The sequence below is a fragment of the Pelomicrobium sp. G1 genome (assembly GCF_051905455.1).
Classification (GTDB): Bacteria; Pseudomonadota; Gammaproteobacteria; order Burkholderiales; family UBA6910; genus Pelomicrobium.
In genome coordinates this window covers 50478-71357 of record NZ_JBQACR010000018.1, presented here as the reverse complement: position 1 = coordinate 71357, position 20880 = coordinate 50478, and the positions used below count along the sequence as shown (strand labels likewise).

24 protein-coding genes and 4 tRNA genes are annotated in these 20880 nt (G+C 66.5%); 2 read left to right on the top strand and 26 right to left on the bottom strand.

Translation table 11 applies throughout. From position 1 onward, the window contains the following. From ACTFO6_RS15840 to rpsU, 9 genes are all read right to left on the bottom strand, one after another. Positions 1 to 449 (bottom strand): GTP-binding protein (locus tag ACTFO6_RS15840; RefSeq protein ID WP_439935408.1); only part of this gene is annotated, 449 nt, incomplete at its 3' end. 48 nt (positions 450 to 497) lie between these two features. Beyond that, positions 498 to 572 (bottom strand) — tRNA-Thr (locus ACTFO6_RS15835). Positions 573 to 616: 44 nt separating this feature from the next. After that, positions 617 to 690 (bottom strand) — tRNA-Gly (locus ACTFO6_RS15830). A 102-nt stretch (positions 691 to 792) separates the two neighbouring features. Then, positions 793 to 878 (bottom strand) — tRNA-Tyr (locus ACTFO6_RS15825). Positions 879 to 997: 119 nt separating this feature from the next. Continuing rightward, positions 998 to 1071: transfer RNA gene (locus tag ACTFO6_RS15820), tRNA-Ile, on the bottom strand. A gap of 62 nt (positions 1072 to 1133) precedes the next feature. Beyond that, the gene (rpoD, locus tag ACTFO6_RS15815) at positions 1134 to 3032 is read right to left on the bottom strand and encodes an RNA polymerase sigma factor RpoD (protein WP_439935407.1); all 1899 of its coding nucleotides are present in this window, start codon (positions 3030 to 3032) and stop codon (positions 1134 to 1136) included. Between the two features lie 53 nt (positions 3033 to 3085). Further along, positions 3086 to 4849 carry a DNA primase gene (dnaG, locus tag ACTFO6_RS15810; protein ID WP_439935406.1) on the bottom strand — a complete coding sequence of 588 codons (1764 nt, stop codon included), beginning with the start codon at positions 4847 to 4849 and terminating at the stop codon, positions 3086 to 3088. A 171-nt stretch (positions 4850 to 5020) separates the two neighbouring features. Then, positions 5021 to 5470 (bottom strand): GatB/YqeY domain-containing protein, encoded by a 450-nt coding sequence (locus ACTFO6_RS15805; RefSeq protein ID WP_439935404.1) that lies wholly within the window; start codon positions 5468 to 5470, stop codon positions 5021 to 5023. 62 nt (positions 5471 to 5532) lie between these two features. After that, positions 5533 to 5745: a 30S ribosomal protein S21 gene (gene rpsU / locus ACTFO6_RS15800; RefSeq protein WP_333840097.1), complete on the bottom strand. Its 213-nt coding sequence runs from the start codon at positions 5743 to 5745 to the stop codon at positions 5533 to 5535. Between the two features lie 91 nt (positions 5746 to 5836). On the opposite strand from rpsU, the gene tsaD reads away from it, so the two are divergent. Then, the gene (gene tsaD / locus ACTFO6_RS15795) at positions 5837 to 6898 is read left to right on the top strand and encodes a tRNA (adenosine(37)-N6)-threonylcarbamoyltransferase complex transferase subunit TsaD (RefSeq protein WP_439935403.1); all 1062 of its coding nucleotides are present in this window, start codon (positions 5837 to 5839) and stop codon (positions 6896 to 6898) included. A 27-nt stretch (positions 6899 to 6925) separates the two neighbouring features. Here the strand turns inward: tsaD and plsY are convergent, their stop codons facing one another. Next, positions 6926 to 7558, bottom strand: a complete 633-nt coding sequence (plsY, locus tag ACTFO6_RS15790) for a glycerol-3-phosphate 1-O-acyltransferase PlsY (protein ID WP_439935412.1) — start codon at positions 7556 to 7558, stop codon at positions 6926 to 6928. Positions 7559 to 7623: 65 nt separating this feature from the next. Here plsY and ACTFO6_RS15785 point away from each other — a divergent pair, with 65 nt between their 5' ends. Next, positions 7624 to 7983 carry a dihydroneopterin aldolase gene (locus ACTFO6_RS15785; RefSeq protein WP_439935402.1) on the top strand — a complete coding sequence of 120 codons (360 nt, stop codon included), beginning with the start codon at positions 7624 to 7626 and terminating at the stop codon, positions 7981 to 7983. Positions 7984 to 8009: 26 nt separating this feature from the next. Here ACTFO6_RS15785 and ACTFO6_RS15780 read toward each other — a convergent pair whose 3' ends face one another. From ACTFO6_RS15780 to ACTFO6_RS15705, 16 genes are all read right to left on the bottom strand, one after another. Beyond that, the gene (locus ACTFO6_RS15780) at positions 8010 to 8750 is read right to left on the bottom strand and encodes a sulfite exporter TauE/SafE family protein (RefSeq protein ID WP_439935401.1); all 741 of its coding nucleotides are present in this window, start codon (positions 8748 to 8750) and stop codon (positions 8010 to 8012) included. A gap of 8 nt (positions 8751 to 8758) precedes the next feature. After that, complete coding sequence (xerD, locus tag ACTFO6_RS15775) at positions 8759 to 9658, bottom strand: site-specific tyrosine recombinase XerD (protein ID WP_439935400.1); 900 nt, start codon at positions 9656 to 9658, stop codon at positions 8759 to 8761. After that, positions 9645 to 10142 (bottom strand): methylated-DNA--[protein]-cysteine S-methyltransferase, encoded by a 498-nt coding sequence (locus tag ACTFO6_RS15770; protein WP_439935399.1) that lies wholly within the window; start codon positions 10140 to 10142, stop codon positions 9645 to 9647. Before ACTFO6_RS15770 ends, xerD begins: the two co-directional genes overlap by 14 nt. After that, positions 10111 to 11115 carry an Ldh family oxidoreductase gene (locus ACTFO6_RS15765; RefSeq protein WP_439935398.1) on the bottom strand — a complete coding sequence of 335 codons (1005 nt, stop codon included), beginning with the start codon at positions 11113 to 11115 and terminating at the stop codon, positions 10111 to 10113. Before ACTFO6_RS15765 ends, ACTFO6_RS15770 begins: the two co-directional genes overlap by 32 nt. 4 nt (positions 11116 to 11119) lie before the next feature. Then, positions 11120 to 12064: a hydroxyacid dehydrogenase gene (locus ACTFO6_RS15760; protein ID WP_439935397.1), complete on the bottom strand. Its 945-nt coding sequence runs from the start codon at positions 12062 to 12064 to the stop codon at positions 11120 to 11122. A 23-nt stretch (positions 12065 to 12087) separates the two neighbouring features. Then, positions 12088 to 13830 carry an L-aspartate oxidase gene (locus tag ACTFO6_RS15755; RefSeq protein ID WP_439935396.1) on the bottom strand — a complete coding sequence of 581 codons (1743 nt, stop codon included), beginning with the start codon at positions 13828 to 13830 and terminating at the stop codon, positions 12088 to 12090. A gap of 18 nt (positions 13831 to 13848) precedes the next feature. Continuing rightward, positions 13849 to 14460 carry a FumA C-terminus/TtdB family hydratase beta subunit gene (locus tag ACTFO6_RS15750; RefSeq protein WP_439935395.1) on the bottom strand — a complete coding sequence of 204 codons (612 nt, stop codon included), beginning with the start codon at positions 14458 to 14460 and terminating at the stop codon, positions 13849 to 13851. A gap of 2 nt (positions 14461 to 14462) precedes the next feature. After that, positions 14463 to 15338, bottom strand: coding sequence for a fumarate hydratase (locus tag ACTFO6_RS15745; protein ID WP_439935394.1), 876 nt, complete (start codon positions 15336 to 15338; stop codon positions 14463 to 14465). A 34-nt stretch (positions 15339 to 15372) separates the two neighbouring features. After that, positions 15373 to 16242, bottom strand: coding sequence for an ABC transporter permease (locus tag ACTFO6_RS15740; RefSeq protein WP_439935393.1), 870 nt, complete (start codon positions 16240 to 16242; stop codon positions 15373 to 15375). Next, positions 16235 to 17074, bottom strand: coding sequence for an ABC transporter ATP-binding protein (locus tag ACTFO6_RS15735; RefSeq protein ID WP_439935392.1), 840 nt, complete (start codon positions 17072 to 17074; stop codon positions 16235 to 16237). The genes ACTFO6_RS15740 and ACTFO6_RS15735 overlap by 8 nt, the downstream gene beginning before the upstream one ends. 95 nt (positions 17075 to 17169) lie before the next feature. Next, positions 17170 to 18177, bottom strand: a complete 1008-nt coding sequence (locus ACTFO6_RS15730; RefSeq protein WP_439935391.1) for an ABC transporter substrate-binding protein — start codon at positions 18175 to 18177, stop codon at positions 17170 to 17172. A gap of 31 nt (positions 18178 to 18208) precedes the next feature. Then, positions 18209 to 18940, bottom strand: a complete 732-nt coding sequence (locus ACTFO6_RS15725) for a sulfite exporter TauE/SafE family protein (protein ID WP_439935390.1) — start codon at positions 18938 to 18940, stop codon at positions 18209 to 18211. Further along, a complete protein-coding gene (gene sdhC / locus ACTFO6_RS15720; protein WP_439935389.1) occupies positions 18930 to 19310 on the bottom strand; it encodes a succinate dehydrogenase, cytochrome b556 subunit in 381 nt (126 codons plus the stop codon). Before sdhC ends, ACTFO6_RS15725 begins: the two co-directional genes overlap by 11 nt. Before the next feature lie 8 nt (positions 19311 to 19318). Next, positions 19319 to 19660 carry a succinate dehydrogenase gene (locus ACTFO6_RS15715; RefSeq protein ID WP_439935388.1) on the bottom strand — a complete coding sequence of 114 codons (342 nt, stop codon included), beginning with the start codon at positions 19658 to 19660 and terminating at the stop codon, positions 19319 to 19321. After that, positions 19657 to 20373, bottom strand: coding sequence for a succinate dehydrogenase/fumarate reductase iron-sulfur subunit (locus ACTFO6_RS15710; RefSeq protein WP_439935411.1), 717 nt, complete (start codon positions 20371 to 20373; stop codon positions 19657 to 19659). Before ACTFO6_RS15710 ends, ACTFO6_RS15715 begins: the two co-directional genes overlap by 4 nt. Before the next feature lie 53 nt (positions 20374 to 20426). Next, positions 20427 to 20873, bottom strand: coding sequence for a tripartite tricarboxylate transporter TctB family protein (locus ACTFO6_RS15705; protein ID WP_439935387.1), 447 nt, complete (start codon positions 20871 to 20873; stop codon positions 20427 to 20429). Between the last annotated feature and the right edge of the window lie 7 nt (positions 20874 to 20880).

Genomic DNA, 20880 nt, shown 5'->3' with positions numbered 1-20880 from the left:
ACCAGCTCCAGAAGCTCAGGATCGTCCACCATGTCGGCCTTGTTCAAATACACCACAATGTAGGGCACCCCCACCTGGCGCGCCAGCAAAATGTGCTCGCGCGTCTGCGGCATCGGCCCATCAGCCGCCGACACCACCAAAATGGCACCATCCATCTGCGCCGCACCCGTGATCATGTTCTTGATGTAGTCCGCATGCCCCGGACAGTCTACGTGCGCATAGTGACGCTTGGCCGTCTCATACTCCACGTGCGCCGTGTTGATCGTGATCCCCCGCGCCTTCTCCTCCGGCGCCGAATCAATCTCCTCGTACTTCTTCGCCTGACCCCCAAACTTCTTCGACAACACCAGCGTCAACGCCGCCGTCAGCGTCGTCTTGCCATGATCCACGTGCCCAATCGTGCCTACGTTCACATGCGGCTTCTTGCGCTCAAATTTCTCCTTGGCCATGATGCAATCCTCGTTTGCGGCTATCCTCGACTATTGAGCACCGGATGGTGGTGCCCATGGCCCGGATTGAACGGGCGACCTCTCCCTTACCAAGGGAGTGCTCTACCACTGAGCTACATGGGCCGTGCCGGCGTTGTCTACCTGTAACTAAATCGATCCAAGAAACCTGGAGCGGGTGAAGGGAATCGAACCCTCGTCGTAAGCTTGGAAGGCTTCTGCTCTACCATTGAGCTACACCCGCCCACCGAAAGCGTTCCACCGCGCTGGCCCGGAAGTTTCCGCGACCTCCGCTTGCCGGAACCGGACCCCGTACCGCCCGATCAGCCAACCTCCCAATCCGACGTGGTGGAGGGGGTAGGATTCGAACCTACGAAGGCTTAGGCCAACAGATTTACAGTCTGCCCCCTTTGACCGCTCGGGAACCCCTCCCCGAAAGAAACGGGAAATTATGCGTTTACATAGGAAAAAAGTCAAACTACCAGGAGAAAACCGCCAGCCGGGGCACTCCGCTCCGTCGGCCCGCCTCTCCTTCGGGCGCGTCCCGCGAGTGGGTCTGGTTGGATTTGAACCAACGACCAAGGGATTATGAGTCCCCTGCTCTGACCGGCTGAGCTACAGACCCCCTTCTCGATCGGATACCCCGCGCCGGCGAAAGCGGGCGCACAAGGCGCGCCGCCGACTCGCTCAGCTTTCGTTTTCCAGGAAGCTGCGCAGGCGCTCCGAACGGGACGGATGGCGCAGCTTGCGCAGCGCCTTGGCCTCGATCTGGCGAATCCGCTCCCGGGTCACGTCGAATTGCTTGCCGACCTCCTCCAGCGTGTGGTCGGTATTCATTTCGATGCCGAAGCGCATGCGCAACACCTTGGCCTCCCGGGGAGTGAGGGTATCGAGCACCTCCTTGGTGGCATCTCGCAAACTGGCGTAGAGGGCCGCGTCGCTCGGCGCCATGGTCGAGGCATCCTCGATGAAGTCCCCCAGGTGGGAATCGTCGTCGTCGCCGATGGGCGTCTCCATGGAGATCGGCTCCTTGGAGATTTTGAGGATCTTGCGGATCTTCTCCTCGGGCATCTCCATCTTCTTGGCGAGCAACGCCGGGTCCGGCTCCTGCCCGGTCTCCTGCAGGATCTGGCGCGATATGCGATTCATCTTGTTAATGGTCTCAATCATGTGCACCGGGATGCGGATGGTGCGCGCCTGATCCGCGATGGAGCGGGTGATGGCCTGCCGGATCCACCAGGTCGCGTAGGTGGAAAACTTGTAGCCGCGGCGGTACTCGAACTTGTCCACCGCCTTCATCAGCCCGATGTTGCCTTCCTGGATCAAATCCAGGAACTGCAGCCCCCGGTTGGTGTACTTCTTGGCGATGGAGATCACCAGCCGCAGGTTGGCCTCGGTCATTTCCCGCTTGGCGCGGCGCGCCTTGGCTTCCCCCGTGGACATCTGGCGCGCGATCTCCTTCAGCTCCTTGAGCGGGATCATGGCCCGCTTCTGCACGCCCAGGATGTTCTGCTGCTGCTCGAGGATCGCGGGACGGAAGCGTTCCAGCGCCGCGCCGTAGGGCTTGTGCGCCGCGATTTCCTGGTCCACCCACTTGAGATTGGTCTCGTTGCCGGGGAAAGCCTTGATGAAGTGGCTGCGCGGCATGCCCGCCTTCTCGACGCACAGATCCATGATGGCCCGTTCGTAGCGGCGCACTTCGTCCACCATGCCGCGCACGCTGTCGCACAGGGCCTCCACCTGCTTCGCCGCGAAGCGGATCTTCATGAGCTCGGCGGAAATCTGCTCCTGGTACTGCTTGTAGGCGCGCGAGCGGGTGCCCTTGGTGGCCAGCACCTTCATCATCTTGTTGTAGATCTGGCGGATGGTCTTGAAACGTTCCAGGGCCTCGGCCTTGAGCTGGGCCAGCGTGGCGCTGTTGACCCCGCTACCCTCCTCGTCCTCGGACTCTTCCGCGAGATCCTCGTCCTCGGCCACCGATTCCTCGTCTTCGGCCATTTCGCTGGCAACCATTTCCTCCTGGGACTCGCTGTCCAGGAGCCCGTCCACCAGCTCGTCGATGCGCATTTCGTCCCGCTCGACCTTTTCGGCCAGGGCCAAGATTTCGGCGATGGTGGTCGGGCAGGCCGAGATGGCCATGATCATGTGCTTCAAGCCATCCTCGATGCGCTTGGCGATCTCGATCTCCCCCTCGCGGGTGAGCAACTCCACCGACCCCATCTCCCGCATGTACATGCGGACCGGGTCGGTGGTGCGCCCGAACTCGGAATCGACGGTGGAGAGGGCGGCCTCCGCCTCCTCCACCACGTCTTCGTCCGCCGCCGCCGGCGTCGCTTCCGAAATGAGCAACGATTCGGTGTCCGGCGCCTCGTCGTACACCGAGATTCCCATGTCGTTGATCATGCGGATGATGTTCTCGATCTGCTCGGCGTCCAGCATGTCGTCCGGCAGATGATCGTTGATCTCGGCGTAGGTCAGGTAGCCCCGCTCCTTGCCGAGCACGATCAGGTTCTTGAGACGCATGCGGCGCGAGTCCGCGTCCCCCATCTGGATATCCGGCTTATCGCTTTCCCTGTCCTTGGCCATGTTCCGTCGCTATCCGCTCTACCATGCGGAGAAAAACTGTTAATTATATACCCTTAGGCGCTTTGCGGGGCCGTTCGTTCCGCCGGTCCCTTGCGCAGCAGATCCAGATATTCCTGCCGCTCCTCAAGGCTCAGGCGATCCAGGCTGGCGCTCGTCAGCTCCTTGAGCCGCTGGCGGCGGGCCTCTTCTCGCAGGCCCCGCACCACCCCTTCGAACTCGGCTTCCGCGTCGAATTCCGGCCCCCACTCATCGATGGCCCGCGCCGCCTCACTAACGACTTGATCGAGCTCAGTATTTGCAAAGTACAAGAAAGCCATCGGGACAATGTCCGACCCTTTCAAAGTAGGGTTTGCCTTCACGAAGTCAAGGAACTGGAGCAAAAATCCGGCGTCCGGCTCGGAAGCAGGGATATCGGCCGGCTCCAGGCGCAGCGCCAGCTCGGGCCTGAACAGGATCTGGCGGATGAGCCGGCGGCACCGGCTCACCACTTCCGCCCCGCGCCCGGGCATCCTGGGAGCCGGGCCTCCGGAGTCCGTGCCGGAGCGGATTCGGTACAGGGCCTCCAGCTCAGAGAGGGTGAGCCCCACCCGCTCGGCCAGGCGCCGGCGAACCAAGAAGCCCAGCCCCGGGGCCTGGATCCGGGTCACCAGGGGTCTGGCTTCCTTGAGCAGGCGGGCCCGGCCCTCGTCGCTCGCCAGCTCCACCTGGGACGCGAGCCCCTCGATCAGGTAGGCGGACAGGGAAACCGCCCCTTCGACCCGGGCTTCGAACCCCGGGCCGCCGATCCGCCGCACCAAGCTGTCGGGATCCTCGCCGGCGGGAAGGAACAGGAAGCTCACCTCCTTCCCATCCGTCATATGGGGAAGCACCGCCTCCAGCGCCCGCCAGGCGGCCCGCCGCCCGGCCTCGTCCCCGTCGAAGCAGAAGACCACTCGATCGGCCTGGCGCAATAGTTTTTGCGCCTGGGCCCCGGTGGTGGCGGTGCCCAGCGTGGCGCAGGCGTAGCCGATCCCGTGCTGGGCCAGCGCCACCACGTCCATGTAGCCTTCCACCACCAGCACCCGCCCGGCCTCCCGGATGGGGCCCCTCGCTTGGAACAGCCCATAGAGCTCCCGGCCTTTCTCGAAAATGGGGGTCTCGGGGGAATTCAGGTACTTGGGTTCACCTTCGCCGATCAGGCGGCCTCCGAATCCCACGATCCGGCCCCGGCTGTCGGCGATAGGGAACATGATTCGGTCCCGGAAGCGGTCATAGCGCCGGCCGCCTTCCCCTCGCAGCACCAAACCGGCTTTTTCCAGCCATACCGAGCCATAATCGTCGAAGCATTCCGCCAGGGCCTGCCAATCGGCCGGGGCATAACCGATGCCGAAGCGGGCCGCAACCTCCCCCGAGAGGCCACGCCCCTTGAGATAGGCGATGGCCTGGGGGGAACGCTTGAGGCTCTCCCGGTAGAAGCGGGTCGCCCGCTCCAGAACCGAATAAAGCTCGGCTGCTTCGCCGGCCGGCGGCCGGAGGCCAGGCCGCTCCGCCTCCGGCACATTCATGCCCACGCCAGCCGCAAGCTCCCTGACCGCATCGACGAACCCGAGACCCCGATACTCCATCAGGAAGCCAATGGCGCTTCCGTGGGCGCCACAACCGAAACAGTGATAAAACTGCTTGGAAGGACTGACAGTGAAAGAGGGAGTTTTCTCACTATGGAAAGGGCAGCACGCTTTGTAGTTGGCCCCGGCCCGCTTCAGTGGAACGTAGCGGTCGATCACTTCTACCACGTCCACGCGGTTCAGCAGATCCTGGATAAAGGCTTGAGGAATCATGTTGTTAGCCTCTGACGGGCAAGGCACTACCGCCCCCCGTCAGAAAGGCGGGCAGGACGAGCGAAAGCCGCCGCAAGCTTATGTTTCAGTGATTATAGGACAGAATTTCTGCTTCCACCGGCTTCCGGGAGGGCTGCGGTGTGCAAATAGGCTATTGATTTCCCTGACGCTTTATCCGGCGCCGAGGCGCGCCTTGACCAGGGCCGACACCCGGCCCATCTCCGCCCGGCCAGCGATCTGGGGTTTGAGGGCCGCCATCACCCGCCCCATGTCCTTGGGACCCGCCGCCCCCGTGTCGGTGACCGCCCGCTCGATCAGGGCCTGAAGCTCCCCTTCCGACAAGGGCTGGGGCAGGTAGCCCTGGAGCACTTCGATCTCGAAGCGCTCGTTGTCCGCCAGATCCCGCCGGCCTGCGGCCTCGTACTGGGCCACCGACTCCCGGCGCTGCCGGATCAGCCGCTCCACGAGCCCCACCACGTCGGCATCGCTCAGCTCCCGGCGCTCGTCCACCTCCCGCTGTTGGATGGCGGCGAGCAGGAGGCGGATGGCGGCGAGGCGGCGCGCGTCTTTCGCCCGCATCGCCTCCTTCATGTGCTGGGTGATGGTGGCCTTGAGCATCATGGCGAAAGGACGTCCCCGGACCGGAAAAGCCGGGACAGCGGTCGGAAAGGACCTTTGGCCGGTCAGTAGGTACGCGGGGGAAGTTGCTGGCTGCGCAGACGTTTGTAATGGCGCTTGATCGCCGCCGCGAGCTTGCGTTTGCGCGCCTGGGTGGGCTTCTCGTAATATTCCCGGGACCGCAGCTCGGTGAGCAGTCCCGTTTTTTCTACGGTGCGCTTGAAACGCCGCAGCGCCACCTCAAACGGCTCATTCTCTTTGACCCGGACCATCGGCATAGGGATGTCGCGCCTTCTTTCTGTTTCTAATAACTGAAATTTTACATTATACGCGAACCATCCGGCTTTTACCAAGGGCGCTTCCTGTTCGATGAAAGTTCTCGGCATTGAAACCTCCTGCGACGACAGCGGCGTCGCTATCTACGACACCGAGCGGGGGCTGCGGGCCCATGCCCTCCATTCCCAGGCGGAGGTGCACCGGGCCTACGGCGGGGTGGTGCCGGAACTGGCTTCCCGAGACCATATCCGGCGGGTGCTTCCCCTGGTGCGGCGGGTCCTGGCCCAGGCGGATTGCGCCCTCTCCGACCTGGACGCCGTCGCCTACACCGCCGGACCCGGGCTGGCGGGCGCCCTGCTGGTGGGCGCCAGCATCGCCTGCGGGCTCGCCCGGGCTCTGAAAATCCCCGCCGTCGGGGTACACCATCTGGAGGGACACCTCCTTTCCCCCATGCTCGCCTCCCCCAGCCCCCGGTTCCCCTTCGTCGCCCTGCTCGCCTCGGGGGGCCACACCCAGCTCATGGAAGTGGCCGGGGTGGGCCGTTACCGGCTCCTCGGGGAAACCCTGGACGACGCCGCGGGGGAAGCGTTCGACAAGACGGCCAAGCTCCTGGGACTGGGCTATCCGGGCGGTCCCGCCCTGGCCCGGCTGGCCGAGCGCGGCGTAAGTAATCGCTTTCGCCTCCCCCGGCCCATGCTGGCAAGCGGCGATTTGAACTTCAGCTTCAGCGGGCTGAAGACGGCGGCCTTGCTCCTCGCCCGGGAGCACGGGGCCGACGAGGACGCTCGGGCCGACATCGCCCGGGCTTTCGAGGAGGCGGTGGTGGAGGTCCTGGTGGAGAAGTCCACCGGGGCCCTCCTCACCACGGGCCATGATCAGCTGGTGGTGGCCGGGGGGGTGGGAGCCAACCGCCGGCTGCGGGAAGTCCTGGACCAGCGGGCCCGGGAAGCGGGCTTCCAAGTCTTCTATCCGCCCGTCGAGCTGTGCACTGACAACGGGGCCATGATCGCCTACGCGGGCGCCATGCGCCTGGCCAGCGGCCCGCCGGTCTGCGGCTACCGCTATACCGTATTCTCCCGCTGGGACCTGGCGCTTCCCGGGCCAGAAGCGGCCCGGTCTAGGCGCCGAGGGGGGCGGCTCTCGGCCCAGCCTTGATACCTGTCGAACCCAAAGAAGAAACCTTTAGAGGTTTCCTCCCTCTGGAGGGTGCCCGCCGCCGATGCGGGCTTCGGTGCCGGCCACCAGCTTCTGAATATTGACCCGGTGGCGCCACACGAGCAGCGCCGCCATGGACAGGGTCACGGCGGTGTAGGGATGCCAGCCCCAAAGGCCTGCCGCGGCGAAAGGCGCCACGCCGGCCGCCGCCAGGGCGGCCAGGGAGGAGAAGCGGAAAAGCGCTGCCGTGGCGAGCCAAACGCCCCCCAGGATCAGCCCCAGGCTTGGGGACAGGGCCAGGAAGGCGCCGGCCGCCGTGGCCACTCCTTTGCCGCCCCGGAACCCCAAGAATAAAGGGTAGAGGTGGCCGACGAATACCGCCATCGCCGCGAGGGCCGCCGCCTCGTCGCCCGCACCGAACCGGGGCGCGAGGATCCGCGCCAGGAGCACCGCCGCCGCCCCCTTCCCCGCGTCCCCGAGTAGGGTCAGCACGGCGGCGAACTTGCTGCCCGTGCGCAGCACGTTGGTAGCGCCCGGATTGCCCGAACCGTAGCTGCGGGGATCTGGCAGCCCCAGGATGCGGCTCACCACCACGGCGAAGGGAATCGATCCCAGCAGGTACGCCCCGATTGCCAAGGCGATCGTGACCACCGGTCGAATAAATGTCCTAGAATGGCGCCTTCGATTTTACTCGACGCCCTGCGGGGCGGCCACGGCGGGGCGCCATGGACATCGTCTTCATTCGCGAGCTGCGGGCGGAAACCCTGGTGGGCGTCTACGCCTGGGAGCGCCAGGTGCGGCAGACCATTGAGATCGACCTGGAGATCGCCCTGCCCTCCGGCCGCGCCTGCGAGACCGACAACGTGGAGGACACCATCGATTACTCCAAGGTGGTGCGCCGCGTCCACGAGGAGCTGGCCCGCCACCAGTTTAAGCTGCTGGAGGCGCTGGCGGATCACCTGTCGCGGGTCATCCGGGAAGAGTTCCGGGCGCCGTGGGTGAAGGTGAGCGTGGCGAAGCTGCGCATGATGCAGGGCGTGAAACAGCTCGGCGTGTCCATCGAGCGAGGCGTAAAGCCCGCCTGAGGGCAGGCGGCGCCTCCTCGCGCCTTCTACCCCACCCCCTTCGCCAGTAGGGACATCCCACTCACCACGAGCACCGCCCCCAGCACCTGCCGGACCCGATGGGGGCTTATCCCCAGGTGCACCCGGCTTCCGAGCCTCACGCCTGCTAGCATCACCGGCGCGAGGACCAAGGCCCCGAGAAACACCTTGAGGTGCAAGAGCAGCCCCGTCAGGGCGAAGGCCACGATGCGCACCGCGGTGCTGACGGTGATCATGGCGGCCATGGTGCTGCGAAACTCCCGCCGGTCTTCGATGCGCCGGGAGAGGTAGATTGCGTACACCGGACCGCCGGTGCCGAACAAGGCCGTGAACGTTCCGCCCACCAGGCCCGCCGGCAGCACCCAGGCGCGGGCGATCACCCCGCGGAAGCTGGGGTCCAGCAGGGTGTAGAGGCCGAAGAGCAGTACGAACGCCCCCAGCCCCGCCAGCAGGGGGGCGGCCGGCAGCCGGGCAAGCAGCGTGGCGCCGATGCCGATCCCTACCACCGCCACCGGCACCAGCCAGGCGAGCTCCCGGCGATTGAGGCGGCCGCCATGACCCCGGCGCAGCAGGAACGAGCCCGCGAACTCCATGAGCACCATGGTGGGCACCACCTGCTGCAGGGGAAGCACGTGGGCGAGGAGCGGCACCGCGATCACCGACGAGCCGAATCCGGTCATGCCGAACACGAAAAAGGCCGCGAAGACCGCGAGCGGCGCGACGATCAGGACCTGGGGCTCTACTCCCACGGGCTGCCTCAGCCCCGGGGGTGGTGCTTGGCGTGGAGCTGCTTGAGCCGCTCCCGGGCCACGTGGGTATAGATCTGGGTGGTGGAAATGTCCGAGTGGCCCAGCAGCAGTTGTACCACCCTCAGGTCGGCGCCGTGATTGAGCAGATGGGTGGCGAAGGCGTGGCGCAGGGTGTGGGGAGAAAGGGGCGCGGTCACCCCGGAGCGCCGGGCGTAGCGCTTGATGAGATGCCAGAAAGCCTGCCGCGTCATGGGCTCCGCGCGCCGGGTGAGGAACAGGTCCGAAGCCGGCCGGCCAGCGAGAAGCAGGGGTCGCGCTTCATGGAGATAGCGCTTGAGCCACGCCAAGGCCTCCTCCCCCAAGGGCACCAGGCGCTCCTTTGCGCCTTTGCCCAGCACCCGCACCACCCCCGTCTCCAGGCTCACCTGGGCGAGGGTGAGCGTCACCAGCTCCGACACCCGCAGCCCGGCCGCGTAGAGCATCTCCAGCATGGCCTTGTCCCGCAATCCCAAGGGTGTCTCCACATCGGGGGCGGCGAGCAGGCGTTCCACGTCCGCCTCGGTGAGGCTCTTGGGAACGGCCCGGGGCACCTTGGGGGCGTCGATCTGCAGGGTGGGATCGGCCGCGATCCGGCCTTCCCGCAGAAGAAAACGGTAGAAGCGTTTGAAGCTGGAAAGCTGGCGGCTGGTGGTGCGGGGCCGGGCCCGCCCCGCCACCCGGTGGGCCAGATAGGCGAGCAGATCGGCCCGGGTCGCCTGGGTGAGCGCCTTGCCCTGTTCCCTGACGAGCCACTCCCCCAGCAAACGCAGGTCCCGCCGGTAGGCGCCCAGAGTGTTGGGGGATAACCCGTCCTCCAGCCAGAGGCAGTCGCAGAACCGGTCGAGAAGCTGTTCTTCAGCGTCGCTCATGTTCCAACAGCCAGCGCTTGATGGCGAGTGGCGCGCCTTCCCGTGCGTGCATGAAGCCTCCCAAGCCGCTGGTTGCCACCACCCGGTGGCAGGGCACGACCAGGGGAACGGGGTTGGCGCCGCAGGCGCCCCCCACGGCCCGGGGGGAGGTGTGCAGCGCCTTCGCCAGCTCGGCGTAGCTCACCGTCTCGCCGCTGGGAATGGCGCCCAGCGCTTCCCATACCCGCCGTTGAAACGGGGTTCCGGACAGATGGACCGGCAGGTCGAAGCGGAAGCCAGGATCGCGCAGATAGGCCCGAAGCTGCCGGCACGCCTCCCGGGCGAGAGGGGAGCGAGGGGCAAGGGAAGGCGTGCCCAGGGGGAGGTAGTCGATGCCCACCAGCCAGTCCTCTTCGATGGCCACCCCCAGCACCGCGAAGGGGGCGGGGAGCCGCGCCTGGTGGACGGTCTCCCTAGCGGCCCGCCAGCGAGCGGATCTGCCCATAGAGCGCGTCCGGCACCGGGATGCCCTCCCGGCGCGCCTTGGCCTCCAGCTCCAGGCGCCGGGCTCCCGGAAGCCGCACGCCGGGGTCGGCCAGCATCCGGGCGATCAGGGTCTCGATGCGCTCGAGATAGACGGCGCGGCCGGCCAGGGCCTCCGGGTCGATCGCCAGAAAGGCCTGGCCGATGCGCGGCCGGTTGCCCTCGTCGACGAAGAACGAATCGGCCTCGAAACCCATGGCGGCCCCCGTCAGGGCACAGCACAGCAGCTCCACCATCAGAGCCAGCATGGCGCCCTTGACGCCGCCAGCCGGCATCATGCTGCCTTCCAGGGCGGCGTTGGGGTCGGTGGTGGGCCTGCCCTCCTTGTCCAAGGCCCAGCCCTCGGGAATCGGCTTGCCTTGGTTCTTGGCCACCATGATCTTGCCCCGGGCTACCTCCGAAAGGGAAAGATCGATGAGAAGGGGCGGGTGGCCGTCCCGGGGAAACACGGCAGCGATGGGGTTGGTGCCGAAGAGGGGGGTCTTTCCTCCCCACGGGGCGATGGCTGCCGGGGAATTGCTGAACCCCAGGCCCACCATTCCCGCCTCCGCCACCGGCCGCAAGTGCAGCCCGGCGGCACCGAAGTGGTTGCTGTTGGTTACCCCGGCGAACCCCACCCCGCACTCCCGCGCCCGGCGGAGTGCCTCCTGCACCGCCAGGGCGCAGGCCTCGTAGGCCATGCCGCAAGCGGCATCCACCAGGCATGCCGCCTTCCTCTCCCGCACCACTCTCGGCACCGCCTGGCCGTCGGTGCGGCCGTTTCGCAAGTGAGCGCAGTACAGAGGCACCCGGGACACCCCATGGGAGGCGAGCCCCTGGGCGTCTGCTGCCACCAGCGCTTCCGCCGCCGCCCGGGCCATGGACGGAGAAGCGCCGCAGCGCACGAACGCTTCGGCGGCCAGACCGGTGAGCTCGTTCATCGATACGATGGGCATCGTCTCAACCTCCCTGGCTTGCCAGGAACTGCCCTACTCGCTCAGCGATCATGGCGCTCACCCGCTGGTTGGACTCCTGGGTCACCCCCGCCACGTGGGGCGTGAGGATCAGGTTCGGCACGCCCCGCAAGGCGGCGAAAGGCGAGTCCGGAGGCAAGGGCTCCTGGGCGAAGACGTCGATGGCCGCGCCGCCCAGATGCCCCGCCTGGAGGAGCTCCACCAGCGCTTTCTCGTCCACGATCCCGCCCCGGGCGGTGTTCACCAGGATGGCCCCTTTCTTCATACTTGCCAGCTGCTCGCGGCCAAGTAGGTCGCGGGTCTTTTCGGTCAGGGGCACGTGTAGCGACACCACGTCGCTCGCCGCCAGCAGGTCCTCTAGGCCGGTGAGCCGGATGCCGATCTGGGCGAGGGCCGGATCGCCCGCCGTCAGGGCCGGGTCGTAGGCGATCACCTCCATGCCTAGCGCCCGGGCCAGGCGGGCGGTGAGCTGGCCGATGTAGCCGCAGCCAATCAGGCCCAAGGTCTTGCCTCCCAGCTCGCGGCCGTTCAAGAGGGCCGTGCGGGGCCATTTGCCGTCGATCACGGCGTCGGTGGAGGCGTACTGGCCCCGCAACAGGACTAGGGCGGTGCCGATCACGTACTCGGCCACCGCCGCGGCGTTGGCGCCGCTCGCGGGGATCACCTCCACCTTTCGGGCCTGGCAAGCCGCCACATCGATGTTGTCCAGCCCCACGCCCAGGCGGCCCACCACTTTGAGGCGCCGGGCGGCGCAGAGGAGCGCCTGATCGACCTGGGTGCGGTTGCGCACGATGAGGGCATCGGCCTGCTGCACCCGCGCCATGAGGCGGGTGCGCTCGTCCACCAGCGCCGGGTCGTAGATCACGTCGAACCGGGCTTGGAGGGAGGCGACCGCGGCCTCGTCCATGAATTCGGATATCACGATCATCATCGGGTTTGCTTTCTTTCGAAGGGTTATTCCACGCCATCGGCGAGCTCGGGCTCCGCCGTTCGGAGCAGGGATTCGCCCGGACGCACCCGGGTGAACTCCACCGGGCGCGTGGTGATGCGCAACTCGCCGTCCCGCAGGTTCGCGCACGTGTAATAGGAAGCGCTCAAGTCCCCCGCCTCGGGGAAGTCTTCCCGGTAATGGGCGCCACGGGAATTCTCCCGAGCCAGGGCCGCGGCCACGATGGCCTGGCTCACGGCGAGCAGGCTCTCCAGGTTGAGCCAGTCATGCCAGGTGAGGTTGTAGGCGAGATCGCCCTGGGGAACCCCCGCCCGGGAAAGCCGCTGGGAGAGCTCTTCCAGCGCGGCGCGGGCGCGCGCGAGGCTTGCGGCGCTGCGCAGGATGCCGGCCTCGTGCCACATGACCTCGTAGAGGGCTTCCCGGATCGCCGGCAGGTCTTCCGCGGGCTTGCCCAGGGGAGAGCGGCAGCGCTCCACGGCCGCCTGGATCGCTTGCGCGTCCGGCTCGTGCCATTCCCCCTTCGCCGGGACCCAGGACGCCATGCTATCGCCGGCGATGCCGCCGAACACGGTGGAGTTGGCGACCCCGTTGCCGCCCAGGCGGTTCGCCCCGTGCACCCCGCCCGTGTCCTCGCCGGCGGCGAAGAGACCCGGCAGCTCGGTGGTGCAATCCGCGGCGAAGACCACGCCCCCCATCATGTAGTGGGCGGTGGGGACCACTTCCACGAGCCCGCCGGCCAGGTCGAAGCCGCAATCGGCGCACCGCTCCACCATGCCCTTGAACTGGCGCCGCACCTTCTCCGGCCCCAGGTGGGACATCTTGAGATACACGCCCCCGTTGGGGGTGATGCGGCCCTCCCGCATCTCCATGAAAATAGAGCGTGAGACGATGTCCCGGGTGGCCCGCTCGGCCCGGGGATCGTAGCGCTCCATGAACCGTTCCCCCGCGCCGTTCAGCAGGTGGCCCCCGGCACCGCGCAGGCCCTCCTCCAGCACCGTGCCGGTCATGCGGGTGTGGGAGCCGGCCAGCAGCCCCGTAGGGTGAAACTGCACCATCTCCATGTCCCGCAGGGTGAGCCCCGCCCGCAAGGCCATGGCCATGCCGTCGCAGCTCTTGTCACCCGAAGGCGTGTGGTACTTGTACATGGTGGGCCCGCCCCCCGTGGCGAGCAGCACCGCGCGGGCCTGCACGAAGACGAACTCGCCGCTCTTCATGTCGATCATGAGGACGCCCGAGAGCGCCCGCCCGTCGCGGCTCTTGATCAGCTCCACCGCTCGGTGCTCTTCCAGCCGCCGGATGCCCCGCGCCCACACCTGCTCCGCCAGGCGGTTGATGATCTCTATCCCGGTCAGGTCCCCCTTGTGCACCGTGCGGTCGAAGGTCTGGCCGGCGAAGGCCTTCTGGTGGAGCGTCCCGTCCGGGTTGCGATCGAAGAAGCAGCCCAGCTCGTTTTCCAGTTCCCGTACCCGCTCCACCGCCACCGACACCAGGGTCCAAGCGAGCTCCTGGTGGGGCAACCACTTGCCCCCCTCGATGGTGTCCATGAAGTGGCGCTCGACCGAATCCCCCGGGGCCAGGGCCACGTTGTAGCCTCCCTGCACCATGCGGGTGCAGCCGCACTTGCCCAGCAGCCCTTTCACGGCCACGGTGATCTCGAGCTGGGGCGCCGCCCGATGAGCGTGGAGCGCGGCGAAGAGGCCGGCGCCGCCGGAGCCAAGGATCAGGATGTCAGTTCTGAGGGTGCGCACGGTCGTCCTTTGAGGCCATCACGTCTTCACTCCCAGCGCGGCCAGCACCTCCGCCCGCCTGGCTTCGGCCTTCTTCCTCACCTCCTCGTAGAGGCTTTCGCCGTGGCTGTCCATGGCCACCAGCAGCGGGCCGAAACCCCTCACCCGGAACTTCCACAGGGATTCCGGATGGAGGTCGTCCAAGTCCACGTCCTCGATGGCCTCCACCCAGGTGGTCTCCAGGGCCGCGGTGCCGCCGACGATGGCCAGGTACACGCCGCCCAAGTCCATAAAGGCTTTTCTCGATTCCTCCATGAGGCCACCCTTGCCGATGATCATGCGCACGCCGTAGCGCTCCATGAGGGGCCGGGTGAAACGCTCCATGCGGGCGCTGGTGGTAGTGCCGATGCACAGGGGGGCGTAGCCGGCGGGAAATTCGTCGGTCGCCTCCACCCGGCGCACGTTGGGGGCGGTGTGGATCACCGCGTGGCCGCGCAGGTCGAAGCGGGTCGTGCGGCCGCGGTCGAACATCTCGATCTGGGTGCGGTCGCGGATGCCGTACAGGGTGCCGTTCAAGCTCACCGTGTCGCCCACCCGCCAGGCGCGCACGGTTTCCTCGGTCACCGGAGTCACGATGTCGTAGTGGGCCATGATCAGAACCCCCAGGTGATGCCGGCGGGCGTCAGGGTCGCCGAAGCACGGCGGGCCGCATGGCACTGCATGTTGACCGCCACCGGGTTCATGGTGATGTGGGTGGCGGCGAGCTCCACGTGGACCGCGAACGCGGTGGAGTCCCCGCCCAGCCCTTGGGGCCCGACCCCGAGCCGGTTGACGGCGCTAGAGAGCTCCTCCTCCAGCTTCGCCCCTTCGGGGTCTTGGCAGCGGGTGCCGAGGGGGCGCGTCGCCGCCACCTTGGCCAGGTGCACGCACAGGTCGGCGCTGCCGCCAATGCCCACGCCCACGATGGTGGGGGGACAGGTCTTGCCGCCGGCGGAGAGCACGCAGTCGATCACGAACGCCTTGATCGCCGCCACCCCCTCCGCCGGCACCGCCATCCTGAGCCAGGAGTTGTTCTCCGAGCCGCTGCCCTTGGGGATCATCTGGATGACGAGCTCCTCGTGCCGGTCGCTGAACTCCACGTTGATCGCCGGGATGCGGATGCCGCAGGAGGTATGGTCGTTTTCCCGCGTGAGAGGATGCACCACCGAGGACCGGAACGGATGCTCCACCGTGGCCCGGGCGCAGCCCTTGGTGATGGCCCGCACCAGGTCGATGCCGTCCACCTGGACGTTGCGCCCGATGGACACGTTGTAGATGGGTATCCCGGTGTCCTGGCAGGTGAGATTATGGGTTTCCTCGGCCACCGCGATGTTCTTGATCATGATGCCGAGCAACTGCTTCGCCCGGGGATCCGTTTCCCGGGCGTCGAGGGCCTGGAATCCCTGCTTGACGTCGGGCGGCAGGATTTTGAGCGCCCGGATGTAGAGTTCCTTGGCGACCTCCTCGACCGTGTGCAAGTCAACCTTCATGACGCCTCCTGGACCGCGCGGGTGCACGTCCCGATCAGTGCTGCATGCCCCATTTGCGCACCGTGTGAGTCTCGATGTTGCGGAAAATCAGGTTTTCCACCACGAGGCCGATCAGGATCACCGTGAACAGCCCGGCGAACACCGACGGGATCTCCAGCAAGTTCTTGTTCTCGAAAATGAACCAGCCCAGCCCCCCCGAGCCGGCGCTCACGCCGAACACCAGCTCGGCCGCGATGAGCGTGCGCCAGGCGAACGCCCAGCCGATCTTCAGCCCCGTCAGGATGCTGGGGAAGGCCGCCGGGATCAGGATCTTCGCCACGTAACGCAGGCCGGTGAGCCCGTAATTGCGCCCCACCATGCGCAGGGTGTTGGACACGGACAAGAACCCGGAGTGGGTGTTGAGCGCCACCGCCCACAGCACCGAGTGGATCAACACGAACACCAGGGAGGCGTTGCCGAGCCCGAACCAGATGAGGGCCAGGGGCAGCAGGGCGATGGCCGGCAGGGGGTTGAACATGGAGGTGAGGGTCTCCAGCAGGTCGTTGCCGATGCGGGAGGTGATGGCGATCACCACCAGCAGGGCCGCGATCGCCAGCCCTGCCGCATAGCCCTGGAGCAGCACCTTGATGGAAAACCAGGCCCGGCCCAGCAGCCCGCCGCTGACGATCCCCTGCCAGAAAGCTTCCACGGTCGCGGTGAACGTGGGAAAGAGGAGGGGATTGTCGAGCTGGGCCGCGTAGACCTGCCAGACCACCGCCAACACCACCAGGATGAAGGCCTTTCTCACCCCACCCCGGTTGTAGATGATCTCCCAGGGGGTGAGCGGCTTCTCCACCACGCCGAAGGCGCTGGAGTCCACCGTTTTCCTCACGAATTCGGGACGCCGTACCTGCACGTCAGCCATGGGTCGCCTCCTTGTCCCCGCCGATCTTCTTCACCCCCTCTTCCACTTCGTCGGCGAACAGCATGTTGTGGATACGGTCCGAGAGTTTGAGCCCGGTCCGCGGATCCACGGCGTCGTCGCCGCTGCTGTTGAGCTCCGCCTTCACCTGCCCCGGATGGGGTGAAAGCAAGAGGATGCGGTTGCCGATCTTGACCGCCTCGGGGATCGAGTGGGTAACGAAGAGCACCGTGAAATGGATTTCGTCCCAAAGCTGGAGCAGCTCCTCCTGCATCTTGCGCCGCGTGAGGGCGTCGAGGGCCGCAAAGGGCTCGTCCATGAGCAGGATGTCCGGCTCCATGGCCATGCCGCGAGCGATGGCCACCCGCTGCTTCATCCCCCCGGAGAGGGTGTGCGGATAGGCGTCGGCGAACTTGGCGAGATTCACCTTCTCGATGTAGTGCATGGCCTTTTCCTCGGCCTCTCTTCCCTTGAGCTTGCCGCTCGCCTCCAGGGCGAACGTCACGTTCTGCTTCACCGTCTTCCAGGGTAGGAGCTGGTCGAATTCCTGGAACACCATCACCCGGTCCGGGCCGGGCTTCGAGATCTTTTGGCCCTTGAGCCTGATCTCCCCCTCCACCGGGTGCAAGTAGCCGCCCACCGCCTTGAGCAAAGTGGATTTGCCGCAGCCGGAAGGTCCCAACAGCACGTACCGGTCCGACCGGTAGACCTGGAAGTCCACCCGGTAGGTGGCGGTCACTAGATGGTCCCGGGTCTTGTACTGGAGCGTCACCCCCCGCACGTCCAGCAGGGGCGCGAATCCTTGCTCCTGGGCGCTGATATGGGACTTGTCCATAAAGCCTCCTCCTAATTGCTTCTGGCCGGGCCGCGGTCGCTGCTACGCTCCCGAGACGGCGCGGCGGCTATGCGCGGCACGGCTCTTCGACCCCCTCAGCTGCCGGGCAGATGATGTACCTCGGGAAAGAACATCTCCTTCCAGGAGGCCGGCTTCGCCTTCAACGTGCCCACCTTGTGCAGGAAGTCCACGTACTTCATGACGTTTTTGGGCGTCATGGTGTACTCGATCTCCGGGTCGTTGAGGATCTTGAAAATGTTTTCCACGGTGTCCTTTTCCTTGCTCCACTTGAGGTAGTTCTCCGCGGCCGCGCGCTTGTCCTTGTTGATGAGCTCGACCGCTTCCTCGAACGCGGCCAGGAACGCCTTGTACACCTTGGGATTCGACTCCCGGAACTTGGTGGTGGTCCACACCACGTTGAAGGTGGCGGGCCCGCCTAGCACCTCGTAGGAGCTCAGCACTCTGCGGATGCCGGGTTGGGCCAGTTCCTGATACTGGTAGGGGGGTGAAGTGAAGTGGGCGGTGATCTCCCCCGCGCCGGAGAGGAGCGCGGTCATGCCGTCCACGTGGCCCATGGACACCGTCAGGGCATCCAGCTTGGTGTGATTGCCCTCGCCGAAGGCCTGCTCCGCCGCCATTTGCAGCGTCACCGCCTGGATGGAGACCTTGACCGACGGCAGCGCGATCTTGTCCTTGGGCGTGAAGTCCTTGATGGTCTTCACGTTGGGATTGCGCGTGTTCAAGTAAAGGGGCATGGAGTTCATGGCCGTCACGCCCTTTACCGCGATGCTGCCGCGGGTGCGGTCCCACAGGGTGGCGAAGGGGCCGACCCCGCCGGATGCGAAATGCAGGTTGCCCGAGATGAGGGCGTCGTTCATAGGCCCGCCGCCGGTGAAAGTGGACCAAGCCACCTTGAGCTCCGCGACCCCTTGCGCTTTGGCGTGCTTCTCAAACAGTCCTAGGTTCTCCATGTACATAAGGGGCAAGTAACTTACGCCGAGCTGCTTGGCCACTCGCACCTCCACCACCTCGGATCTAGCAACAGATCCGAACACAAGCAGCGCGGCCGCCACAACCAGGCACAAGAACTTTTGTGATTTCATCGCTTCCTCCTCTTCGGTCGGCTTGATCAACTCAAAAAAGCAGCATCGCTCCCATCACCACGAACAACGTCAGCACCACGCGCCGGAAGCCGGCCTCGCTCACGTATTCGAACAGCCGCAGCCCTACCAGGGTTCCCGCCAGCATGGCAGGCAGGCAAAGCAGCAGGTCTTCCACCAGGCCGCGGCTGAGGACCCCGGCGCCCCCCAGCCAGGTCAGGGTATAGAGGTGGACCAGAAAGAAGAACGGCTGCAACACGCCCCGCTGTTCCAGCTTGTTGAACCCGCGCAACTGGCCCCAGAGCGCTGGCACGACGCCGTTCAGGCCGGTCGCACCGCCCATGACCCCGCCGATCCAGCCCACCGAGGCGTCGGCCAGGGGCGCCCAGCGCCGAGGCAGCGACAGCACCGGCGGCCTGGCGCGGGCCAGCAGGTATCCACTGTAGCCCATCAGCACCACTCCCACGAGGGCCCGGATCGCCTCCGGGTCGACGTGCGTCAGCGCCAAGACCCCGAGGGGAACGCCCGGCAAGGCGCCCGCCAGAAAGCGTCCGAGCAGCCCCAGCTTCACCGCGCGCCGGAAGCGCCACACCAGAATCCCGTTGAGCACGATGGCGCACACGGTTACCAGCGGCACGACGCGTGCCGGCGGCAGCGCCTGCAGCCACACGGCGGTCGCCACCAGCGCGAAGGCGAAGCCCGCGCTGCCGATGACCACCGCACCGGCGAAGCCGCCGACGAACAGGATCGCATACTCAAACCACATTCAGGCCGAACGCCAGCGCCGCGGCCACCGAGAAGGCCGCAGCCCAGGCGAGCAGGCTCTGCTGCCAGCCGCGCCAGGCGGCGAGCTCCAGGAGCAGAAGTCGCACGCCCCCGCCGAGATGGGCCGCCAGCAGCAGCACCAGGCCGGTCTCGGCGAATTTCACCAGGGGCTGTTCGGTCCAGCGCAGGAAAGCGTCCAGCGCCGCCTCGCCCGCCAGCGCCTGCCCGAGCGCCCAGAAGTGCAACGGCAGGAACAGGGTAAGCAGCACGCCGGAGACCCGGTGCACCACAAACGCCCAAAAGGCCGGGTGATTGCGCGATCGCAGGTCGTTGCGCAGTGGCACCGTGGTGCCTGTACCCTGTGCTTCCATGTTCCCCTCTATCCTGCCACCACAGCCCAGGTGGCTCGAAAGCCGAGAAGCGCCAGCAGAACTGCTAGCCCCAGCATGGCCCAACCCAGAGAGCGGCCCCGCCAAGACGTCCACTCGGCGATCACATTGCGCAGCCCGATGGGCGCATGGACCGCCGCTGCCGCTACGAACAGGCCGTAGAACGCCCCCCAGCCGGGGCTGCCCCGGGTGCGGCCCAGGATCTCGCTGGCGGTGAGGCCGTTTTGCACCGCATATATCATGGTCGCCAAATGGACCAGTACCAGTACCGCCAAGAGCGCCCCGGTCGCTCGCTGGGCCAGCCACAGCAAGGTTTCGCCGCGCGGGCTCACAGCTCCCCCTTCAAGGCGGCGAGGGCGGTGGCGCGCTTGAGCCCGGCGATGGAGGCGGTGGGCGCCAGATGCTTGGGACAGCGCTCGGTGCAGCTCAAGTGGGTGTGGCAGGCGAGGCAACCGGCGTCGCCGGCCACTGCCCGCAGCCGCTCGACCTGGGCACCGTCGCGCACGTCGTTCACCAGGGTCCAGGCCCGGTTCAACGCCGCCGGGCCCAGGTAGTCCCGGTTCCAGCTCACCACGTCACAGGAGGAATAGCACACGCCGCAGCCGATGCATTCGATGCCCGCGTCGGCCGCTTGCCGCTCCTTGGAATCCGGTCGCACCCGGGCGAAGGGCTCCTGGCGCGTGCGGGTGGGAACGAAGTAACCGCGCGCCCTGGTCCATTTGTCGAAGAACTCGGTCATGTCGCTGACCAGGTCCTTGACGATGGGGAGGTTCCTGAGTGGGACGATCTCCAGCCGCCCCTCCCGCGCCACCTTGTCCACGTGGGTGCGGCAGGTCCAGCGGGCCCGACCGTTCACCACCATGGCGCAGGAGCCGCACATGCCCACGCGGCAGGCGAAGCGGTAGGACAGAGTCGCGTCCAGGTGGCGCTGAATGTAGGTCACCACGTCCAGCACCGTCTGGCTCGGGTAGCGCGGCACCTCGAAATGCTGGAGATGGCCATCTTCCCGGCCCCGCCATACGTTCACTGTAAGCGTTTGCATCATGTTCATTGAGGCAGGCTTCCCTCTGCGTTGGCTGCGATTCGGCCGATCGACGCCTAGATCAATACCCCCGGCGGAAGGGGGACTTTGAGCACGAAACGGAAGATGGAATAAAGACTGCCGAGAACCGCCGCTCCGGCGGCCACGTAAGCCACGGCCATTGCCGGTGTCCAGCGATCGTAGTTGGAAATCACCAGGAGGGTGGCGAAGCAGATCACGCTGGTGGTGAGGAAGCCGAGCCGGTCCAGAAGCAGCGCCCAGGCCACCATGACGGCGACCAGCGCCGCGCGCCGCCACACCGAGCCGGGCTGATGAGAGGCCGGGGCCTTGGGCCGCAGCCACGCGACGGCGATGTAGACGACGGACAACAGGACCATCGCGCTGGCGATCGTGCGGGGGAACACCGATCCAAGGGGCGTGAACTCGCGGGAGTAATACAGCGCAAGAAGCCCTACGGCGATGAAGATCAGCGAGCCGATGATTCCCGGAACGTCGCGCGCCATTCGAACC